This window comes from Halapricum sp. CBA1109 (assembly GCF_009741825.1).
Classification (GTDB): Archaea; Halobacteriota; Halobacteria; order Halobacteriales; family Haloarculaceae; genus Halapricum.
The window spans coordinates 1-8,679 of the sequence record NZ_WPCA01000119.1 but is presented as its reverse complement, the minus strand read 5'-3'; the positions used below and the strand labels follow the sequence as shown (position 1 = coordinate 8,679).

Genomic DNA, 8,679 nt, shown 5'->3' with positions numbered 1-8,679 from the left:
GGGGAACATCTTGGGCGACCGGTTCGGCGACGCCGTCGACCGGATGGCCGCCGAACTCGGCGCTCCCCTCGCGGGGATGCAGACCTACGGCGAAATCGGGATGCAAGAAGGCGATATGCGCGCCTACCACAACACCACCTCGTCGCTGCTCGTCTTCCCGGAGTGATACCATGGAGCTACGAAAACACGAACTCGTCGACGCGTTCAGCGAAGCAGTCGGCGAACAGAAAGCCGAACAGATGATCGAGCGAGCGACCACCGAAGCGGGCGTCAGTGCCCGGCGGACACTCAGCAAGGAGGACGCGCTGTCGGTGTTCGATCAGATCGCCAACGACGACGACGTCGGGTCTATGGTCCGGGTGTCGGCGAACACCCTGAAGACCCAGATTCGGTCCGGACAACTCGGGTCCTGACGCCTACTCGATAACGAACAGCGTCTCGCCCATATCGACGCTGTCGCCCTCGGCGACGCCCACTTCCGCTATCGTCCCGCCGCGGGGCGCGACCACGTCGTTCTCCATCTTCATCGCCTCCAGCACCGCGAGCACGTCGCCGCTCGCCACGTCCTCGCCCTCGGCGACGTTCACCCCGAGGATAGTCCCCTGCATATCCGCAGTGACGGCCTCACCGGCCCCGTCGTGATCGCTCCCGCCGCCCCCGTCGTCCCCGCCGGAGTCCCGCCGCGGTCCCGGCGCGTCGTCCGCGTCGCCGCTGTCGGTGGGGACCGCCAGACCACCGCGGTCCTCCAGTGTCACCTCGAAGCGCTTGCCGTTGACCTCGACCGTGAACTCCCGTTCGACGGCCTCCTCGGCGTCGGTCTCCCCGGTCGGTTCGGTCCCCCAGCGCTGTTGTGCGTCGGCGATGCGGTCCTCGTCGAGATGCTCGTCGAGGTAGTCCGTCGTGTGCTCGCCGGCACAGAAGCGGTCGTCGTCGAGCATCAGGCGGTGGAAGGGAACGATGGTCACTAGCCCCTCGATGTCGAACTCGGCGAGGGCGCGCCGCGAACGGGCGAGACACTCCTCGCGGTCGCTCCCCTCGACGATCAGTTTCGCTATCATCGAGTCGTAGTCGCCGCCGACAGTGTCGCCCTGCCGGAGGGCGTCGTCGACGCGGACGCCGATACCCCCTGGCGGGTCGTACGTCGCGAGCGTCCCGGTCTGGGGGGCGAACTCGTCGGCGGCGTTCTCGGCGTTGATCCGAAACTCCATCGCGTGGCCCGCGACGGACACGTCGTCCTGTTCGAAGGCCAGTTCCTCCCCGGCGGCGACCCGGAGTTGCCACTTCACGATGTCGATGCCCGTTATCTGTTCGGTGACGGTGTGTTCGACCTGAATGCGGGTGTTGACCTCGAGGAAGTAAAATTCCTCGTCGACGACGAGGAACTCGACGGTGCCGGCGTTGGTGTAGTCGGCGGCGGCGACCCCCCGTCTGGCGGCCTCGCCCAGCGACTCGCGCATCTCGTCGTCGATGGCGGGACTGGGGCCCTCCTCGATTACTTTCTGGTGGCGCCGTTGTAGCGAGCAGTCCCGTTCGCCGAGGTGGCGGACGTTGCCGTGGTGGTCGGCGAGTATCTGGACCTCGATGTGCCGCGGGGACTGGAGGTAGCGTTCGAGGTACACCGAGTCGTTGTCGAAGTAGGCCTCGCCCTCGCGTTTCGCGCTCGTGAGTTTCTCCGCGGCGTCGTCAGCGCTCTCGACTATCTTCATCCCGCGGCCGCCGCCGCCGCCCTCGGCCTTAATCGCCACCGGATAGCCGTGTTCCTCGCCGAAGGCGACCACTTCCTCGGGGTCCTCGACAGGGTCGGTCGTCCCGGGGACGATTGGCACGTCAGCCTCGTCCATCACGTTCCGGGCGCGGGTCTTCTCCCCCAGCGTTCCCATCGCGTCGCTCGTGGGCCCGACCCACGTGATGCCCGCTGTGTCCTGGACGCGCGCGGCGAAGTCGGCGTTCTCCGCGAGGAAGCCGTAGCCGGGATGGATAGCGTCGGCGTCGGCCTTCCGGGCGGCCTCGACGATGGCCGCGCCGTCGAGGTAGGAGTCGGCCGCGCGGGCGGGCCCGACGTTGTAGGCCTCGTCGGCGTAGCGGACGTGGCCCGCGTGCTTGTCGGCCTCCGAGTAGACGGCGACGGTGTCGATGCCTAACTCCTCGCAGGCGCGCATCACGCGCACCGCTATCTCCCCGCGGTTGGCGACGAGGACCCTCTCGAACATACCCCTACGAGGGACCGGGTACAGTATAAAAACTGTGCGCGGTCAGCCCTCGTCGGTCGCCAGCGACGAGACGACCGGCCGATGGCGGGCCGCTCAGAACCGCTCGGTCCGTCCCGACGCCGCCCAGTCGTCGTCGGGCGCGCCGTCGGGCACGCGGACGGTTCGGTGCTGGAGGCCCTCGATACGGCCCGCGTACTGCCAGCGGCGACTCCCGCGGTCGTCGGTGCCCTCGCTCCCGGACTCCTCGTCGGCCGCGACTGCGGCCGCTTGCTCGGCCAGATGCGTCCGCACGGCCGCGACGATGGCCGCCGTCTCCGCCTCGTCGGCGTCGGGAGCGGACGCCGCCACTGCCGCGGCGATATCCTCGCCGGTCATAGCGGGATGTTCCCGTGTTTCCGGTCGGGGTGGTCGACGCGCTTGCTCCGGAGCATATCGAGGTCCTCGACGATCCGTCGGCGCGTCTCGGCCGGTTCGATCACGTCGTCGAGATACCCCCGGTCGGCGGCGGTGTAGGGGTTAGCGAAGGCGTCGCGGTACTCCTCGATCAGTTCCTCGCGCTTGGCTTCGACGTCCTCGGCCGCATCGAGTTCGTCGTCGTAGAGGACGTTCACCGCGCCCTTTGGCCCCATCACGGCGATTTCGGCGCCGGGCCACGCGTAGTTGCGGTCCGCACCGACGTGTTTCGAGGCCATCACGTCGTAGGCCCCGCCGTAGGCCTTCCGGGTGATGACCGTCACCAGCGGTACCGTCGCCTCCGAGTAGGCGTACAGCAGTTTCGCGCCGTGTTTGATGATGCCGCGTTTCTCCTGGTCGGTCCCGGGCATAAACCCCGGGACGTCGACGAACGTGACGATCGGGATGTTGAACGCATCACAGAAGCGGACGAACCGCGACCCCTTCAGCGAGGCGTCGATGTCCAGTGTCCCGGCGTTGACCCGCGGTTGGTTGCCGACGACGCCGACGCTGTGGCCGTCGAGGCGACCGAACCCGGTGACGATGTTCCGGGCGTAGTCCTCCGCCACCTCGAAAAAGGAGTCCTCGTCCAGTACGTCACCGACGACAGTCGTCACGTCGTATGGCTTCTGCGGGGCCGCGGGGACCGCGTCGCTGGCCTCTTGACAGTCCCGCTCGGGGTCGTCCCACGGGTCGACGCGGGGTGGGTCCTCGACGTTGTTCTGGGGGAGGTACGACAGGAGGTGTCGGATGTCGTCAAGCGCCTGATCCTCGGCGGCGGGCGTGAAGTGAGCGACGCCACTCTCGCCGCCGTGAGTGCTCGCGCCGCCCAGTTCGTCGAAGCTCACCTCCTCGCCGGTGACCGTCTCGATGACGTCCGGCCCGGTGATGAACATGTGGCTGGTGTCCTCGACCATGAACACGAAGTCGGTGATGGCTGGGGAGTAGACGGCCCCGCCGGCGCAGGGCCCCATAATCGCCGATATCTGTGGGACGACGCCGCTGGCGAGTTGGTTCCGGTGGAAGATATCGCCGTAGCCCGCCAGCGAGTCCACGCCCTCTTGGATGCGCGCGCCGGCCGAGTCGTTCAGGCCGATTATCGGCGCGCCGACCTCCAGCGCTTGATCCATAATCTTGACCACCTTCTCGGCGAACACCTCGCCGAGCGACCCGCCGAAGACGGTGAAGTCGTGGGCGAAGACGAACACTTTGCGGCCCTCGACCTCGCCGTGGCCGACGACGACGCCGTCTCCGGGAATCGTCTGCTCGTCCATATCGAAGTTCGTACAGCGGTGCTCCCGGAGGCGTCGACTTCGGTGAAGCTTCCATCGTCAAGGAAGTAGTCGATGCGCTCGCGGGCGGTCATCTTCCCGCGGTCGTGCTGGGCCTCGATGCGGTCCTCGCCGCCGCCCGTCCGGGCGCGGGCCTTCCGCTCGCGGAGGTCTTCGATGGCGTCGTCGTCGGTCACGGCCGATCCCGCCCGTCAGTCATAGTCGGCACAACGGGGGAGGGTCAAAAAAGGGTTGCCCGCCGGAGTGGCGCTGTCGAAACCCTCCGCCTGTGACAATTACTGTTAGTCCTGCAGAATGGTAAAGAATTATACTGTTACACATATTTGTGTAACTATAGAGAAACAGATGTTCGAGCCCTGTACTGAAAACGCGCTCAAGACGCTCCTTGCGATCGAGTCCGGTGACTCGATTTCAGGGGTCGCCCGCAAGATAGACGAAAACCGCGAGACGATTCGCCGTGTAGTCAACTCGCTCGAAGAGGCAGGCTACGTCCAGTACGATTGAGGGCTTTCTGTTGTTTCTCCAGCAGTCCGCGAAGCGGGACTCTCCTTTCTCACGGCGTCGGCAGCGGTGTCTCCGCCGTCGATTTCTGAAGCGTATGTCCTCCCGCATTTCGCCGGTCTGGACTTCGCGTACACCTCCATCGACGCTGTCTACGTCTGGACGCGTGGTGGATACCAAGTCGCTCGTGATCCGGAGGACTATCCACTCTTCATTGCCGTTGACGAGGCTGATTTCGACGAATGGGAGCGGTTCTTCAAGCGATTCGATATTCCGGTCGCACAGGAACGTCGACCACCGGACGAAGTCGATGGACCGATCCAGTACGTCTTGGAGGCACGTGAGACAGTCGAGGGCGACTCCGTCGACGGTCGGCCGGTCGTCTCCTTGGACGAGACGCTCGCGTTTGCGCAGGACCACTACGCGACGTTTCAGTCGGCTCTCGATATGCTCGACCGGATGTACGAAGATGTCGACACTGATACGCAATACCGAATGGGACCAGCCTGAATATGAGTCAAGAAGAACGAAGCGAGGCCCTCATCGAGGTCCTCACCGAACTCGAACAGTCCGGTATTCCGTTTGTGTTGGTCGGTGGATACGCCATCAGCCAATTCGAGACACGGTTTTCGACCGATTTGGATCTCGTTATCGCACCAGATGACTACGATAAACTCGTGAGCTTTCTCGAGGACCATCAGTTCGAGCGAACGGACGAACTCGAGGTTCCTTCCGAAGAGACAATCTACAATCGAGAGATAGAGCTCTTCGAGCGAACGGAAGGCCTCGTTCACCCCGTCGGTGTCGATATTCTCGTGAATGGACTCGGCTACCGACAGACGGGGGCCGAATGGTCATTCGACTTTGAGCGGCTTTCGGGTTTCGTAACGTGCTTGCTTCCTACTGCGAGACGGTGAATCGGTCGTGCCAGAGATACGCAGCCCCGAGCAGCGTGCTTGCAATGCTGAGGCCAGCCCACATAGTGGCTAACCACAGATCGCTCTCCAAGACCCCCAGACCCGCCTGAGCGAGAGCCAAAACAATCCACACGGCTCCAACGAGATATTGCCAGATGCTCTCTTCCATACCGGTAACGAAGATGACGGATTCACTGATAGGTGTCGATCGCGGACTGAGACTTCCAACCGTATTAGGTCACGCTCGGTGTCGGTGCTAAATACACTCTCTGTATCTCGCAGGAGGTTCCTATCAGCCACGGAGGATTTCGACAGAGCCGCCAGGATGACAAATACCGCCGCAGACCGCTGGAGTTTTTTCTGGGTAGTGCCACCCTCCGGTCGTGAAGAACGTCACCACCCGGACATCGAACCCATTCGGGATGGAACCGGACTGTGCGTCCTCCGTCCCCGGCTACGGCGACGCGAACGCCCACTTCCACGTCATCGGGGACCACCCCGGCGTCCACGGCGGGGCCGACTCGGGCGTCCCCTTCACGGACACGCCGGCGGCCGAGCGCCTGCAGGACGCCCTCTTCGAGGCGAACCTGCTGGCCGAGACGGGCACGCCGCCGACCGTCGAACAGACGTACCTCTCGTATCTCTGTATGTGCGTCACCGAGGGCGACCCGACCGATGGCGACTACGACGACCTCGAGCGCTTTTTCGACTCGGAGTTGCGAGCAATCACCGCCCACGTCCTGCTGCCGGTCGGCGAGCGCGCGACCCGGACCGTACTGGAGAACTACTCCGCCCGCGAGACGGCCGTCGATATGGACGCGATGCACGGCCGCGAACTCCAGGGTGCCGGCTGGCTCATCATCCCCATCAAGGAGCCGGCGGAGTGGGTCGACGGCGACCACGACCGCCTCGTCGCGGCCATCGAGGGCGTCAAGAGCCGCGACTACCGACAGGAGGTCGACCTCGGGCGATTCCTGCCCGGTGAGGACCCCTACCGCGTGCGGTGATATCGGCTCACGCTCGCCGGCCGACCCACCGCGGTACCGACGAACAGTAGCGCTCGTACTCGTTACCCATCGCCTCGGTGAGTCGCGGCTCCTCGCGGTAGACGACGACGAGGTGATAGATCACGGCCATCAGCGCGGCGTACCCGCCGGCCAGCGGCGAGGCCGACAGTATCGCCACCCCGCCGGCACCCAGCACTGTCCCGAGATACAGCGGATTGCGGGTGTACGCGAGCGGTCCGTCGGTGACGAGTCGGTCCGGCGTCGTCTCCGGGGCCGGCGTCACCCCGGCCCGGGCGAAGGTGTGGACGGCCCACGCGACGATGGCGAGGCCGGCAGCGACCGGGAACGCTCCGAACAGTCCGGCGATACCGATATCGCCCGCCAGCGGGTCCGCACCGCTCAATATGGCCGCGAGAGCAACGGCTGTGAGCGGAGCCAGCGCGTACAGGTACGCCCGGTAGTCGACGGCCACGGTAGAGCGGTCGTCCGGCAGGGGCAAAACGGTTCCCGGGACAGGTAGTCGTCCGGTTCGCTCCTCGCGTCCGCTCGTCGCAGAACGGGCGTGGCGGGGGTGAGCGAAACCGGAGGTTTCGCGAGCTACGTCACGCTCGTCGAGCGGCCGGAGGGAGCGAAGACGGGCGTGACGGGATTCGAACCCGCGATCTAGAGGTTAGGAACCTCTCGCCCTGTCCGCTAGGCCACACGCCCTGCGTGGCGGTATCACGGGCGAGCGAAAAACGGTTTCGCTCCGGGCAGTACGTTTATCCACGTCTCGCCCTTGGCCTCAGGTATGTCAGACAACCTCTCTCGCCGGCGGTTTCTCGGCCTCGCCGGGGCGGCGACGACCGCCGCACTAGCGGGGTGTGCGGTCAGCACGAACGAGGAGACGGACGAACCGGGAGACAGCGACTTCCAACTCGGCTCCCCCGACGATACCGAGGACATCGATAGAGCGTCGGTATCGGGAGAGCGCTTCGCCGAGGTGTTCCGCGAGGCGCGGGACGCGGTGGTCCAAGTCAGAGTCCGGACTGCGACGTCGGGCGGGAGCGGCACCGGGTGGGTCGTCGACGACGGCCACATCGTCACGAACGAGCACGTCGTCGAGGGCGCACAGCGCGTGTTCGTCCGGTTCCGGTCGAGCGGTTGGATCGAGGCCGACATCGTCGGGACCGACGTCTACAGCGACCTCGCAGTGCTGTCGGTCGAGGACCAACCGGACGCGACGGAACCGCTCGCGCTGCGGACGACCGACCCCGCCGTCGGGACCGAAGTGCTGGCCATCGGCAACCCCTTCGGGCTCTCCGGGTCGGTCTCCTCGGGCATCGTCAGCGGCGTCAACCGGACGCTGCCGGCCCCGAACAACTTCTCCATCCCCGACGCCATCCAGACCGACGCGCCGGTCAACCCCGGCAACAGCGGCGGCCCGCTAGTGAATCTGGACGGCGACGTCGTCGGTGTCATCAACTCCGGCGGTGGGGACAATATCGGCTTCGCCATCTCGGGTGCGCTGGTCGACCGGATCGTCCCGGCACTGGTCGAAGACGGCGAGTACAGCCATCCCTACCTCGGAATCAGGCTCGACGAGGTGACGCCGGCGCTCGCGCAGGCCAACGGCTTAGACGTCGCCCGCGGCATCTACGTCCACGAAGTGGTCTCGGGCACGCCGGCCGAGGGCGTCCTCGAAGGATCGACCGGCAGCGAGACGGTGTACGACCAGCGGGTCCCCACCGGCGGCGACGTGATCAAGCGGATGGACGGGACGCTGATCTCGACCCAGCAGGCGCTGTCGAGTTTTCTCGCGCTCGAAACCTCGCCCGGACAGGAAATAGACATCGAGATAATCCGCGACGGCGAGCGCCGGACGGTCCAGTTGACCATCGGCGAACGGCCCGTGCCCTGATCAGAACTCTTCTGCGGCCCCGCTGTCGAGCAGCGGTCCGACGTTCGCCTCGGGAAGCGTGACCACGTCGTCCCGCGAGAGGTCGTACTCGCGGTCGTCGACGCCGTAGATCGGTCCCACGTCGTCGGTGATCCGAACCGTCGTTCGTTCGACCGCGTGCCCGTCCGATGGGGGCACGGAGTCGCCACCCTCGTTCAAGGCTGGATCAGTCGGCGCGTCACCGGCCGCGCCGCTTTCCGTCGGCACGGCATCGGCCGTGCCGCTTTCCGTCGACTCGCCGCCGTCGGTCGACGTCTCGGCTGCCGCCGGTGTGTCCGTCTCGGCGGGCGGGGCCTCCGGCGGCGGTGGCGGGGCCGGCGACTCCTCGTCCGGTGTCCGCTCGGCCGACTCGCCGTCGCC

General features: G+C 65.9%; 6 protein-coding genes, 1 tRNA gene and 4 pseudogenes. 5 read left to right on the top strand and 6 right to left on the bottom strand.

Annotation, left to right across the window (positions count from 1 at the left end; all coding sequences use genetic code 11):
• Window positions 1-170: 170 nt before the first annotated feature.
• Entirely contained in the window at window positions 171-413 is a 243-nt protein-coding gene (locus GJ629_RS12280) for a hypothetical protein (RefSeq protein WP_157513318.1), read from the top strand.
• Between the two features lie 3 nt (window positions 414-416).
• Here GJ629_RS12280 and GJ629_RS12275 read toward each other — a convergent pair whose 3' ends face one another.
• The 3 genes and pseudogenes from GJ629_RS12275 to GJ629_RS12265 all read right to left on the bottom strand — a co-directional run bounded on the left by GJ629_RS12275 (window position 417) and on the right by GJ629_RS12265 (window position 4,131).
• A complete protein-coding gene (locus tag GJ629_RS12275) occupies window positions 417-2,210 on the bottom strand; it encodes an acetyl-CoA carboxylase biotin carboxylase subunit (protein WP_157513317.1) in 1,794 nt (597 codons plus the stop codon).
• A 93-nt stretch (window positions 2,211-2,303) separates the two neighbouring features.
• Entirely contained in the window at window positions 2,304-2,585 is a 282-nt protein-coding gene (locus tag GJ629_RS12270) for an acc operon protein (protein WP_157513316.1), read from the bottom strand.
• A pseudogene (locus tag GJ629_RS12265) lies at window positions 2,582-4,131 on the bottom strand (acyl-CoA carboxylase subunit beta). The gene GJ629_RS12270 and the pseudogene GJ629_RS12265 overlap by 4 nt, the downstream one beginning before the upstream one ends.
• Window positions 4,132-4,300: 169 nt before the next feature.
• On the opposite strand from GJ629_RS12265, the pseudogene GJ629_RS17185 reads away from it, so the two are divergent.
• From GJ629_RS17185 to GJ629_RS12250, 3 genes and pseudogenes are all read left to right on the top strand, one after another.
• Window positions 4,301-4,966 (top strand): annotated as a pseudogene (locus GJ629_RS17185) (RNA polymerase subunit sigma-70).
• A gap of 2 nt (window positions 4,967-4,968) precedes the next feature.
• Window positions 4,969-5,328, top strand: a pseudogene (locus GJ629_RS12255) (nucleotidyltransferase family protein); the annotation flags it as partial.
• 428 nt (window positions 5,329-5,756) lie between these two features.
• A complete protein-coding gene (locus tag GJ629_RS12250) occupies window positions 5,757-6,380 on the top strand; it encodes a uracil-DNA glycosylase family protein (RefSeq protein ID WP_370515899.1) in 624 nt (207 codons plus the stop codon).
• Window positions 6,381-6,387: 7 nt separating this feature from the next.
• Here GJ629_RS12250 and GJ629_RS12245 read toward each other — a convergent pair whose 3' ends face one another.
• Both GJ629_RS12245 and GJ629_RS12240 read right to left on the bottom strand, forming a co-directional pair.
• Window positions 6,388-6,852 (bottom strand): isoprenylcysteine carboxylmethyltransferase family protein, encoded by a 465-nt coding sequence (locus GJ629_RS12245; protein ID WP_197428587.1) that lies wholly within the window; start codon window positions 6,850-6,852, stop codon window positions 6,388-6,390.
• A 163-nt stretch (window positions 6,853-7,015) separates the two neighbouring features.
• Window positions 7,016-7,088 (bottom strand) — tRNA-Arg (locus GJ629_RS12240).
• 82 nt (window positions 7,089-7,170) lie between these two features.
• On the opposite strand from GJ629_RS12240, the gene GJ629_RS12235 reads away from it, so the two are divergent.
• On the top strand, window positions 7,171-8,280 hold the full coding sequence (locus tag GJ629_RS12235) for a S1C family serine protease (RefSeq protein ID WP_157513314.1): 1,110 nt from the start codon (window positions 7,171-7,173) through the stop codon (window positions 8,278-8,280).
• Here the strand turns inward: GJ629_RS12235 and GJ629_RS16325 are convergent.
• Window positions 8,281-8,679, bottom strand: a pseudogene (locus GJ629_RS16325) (hypothetical protein); the annotation flags it as partial.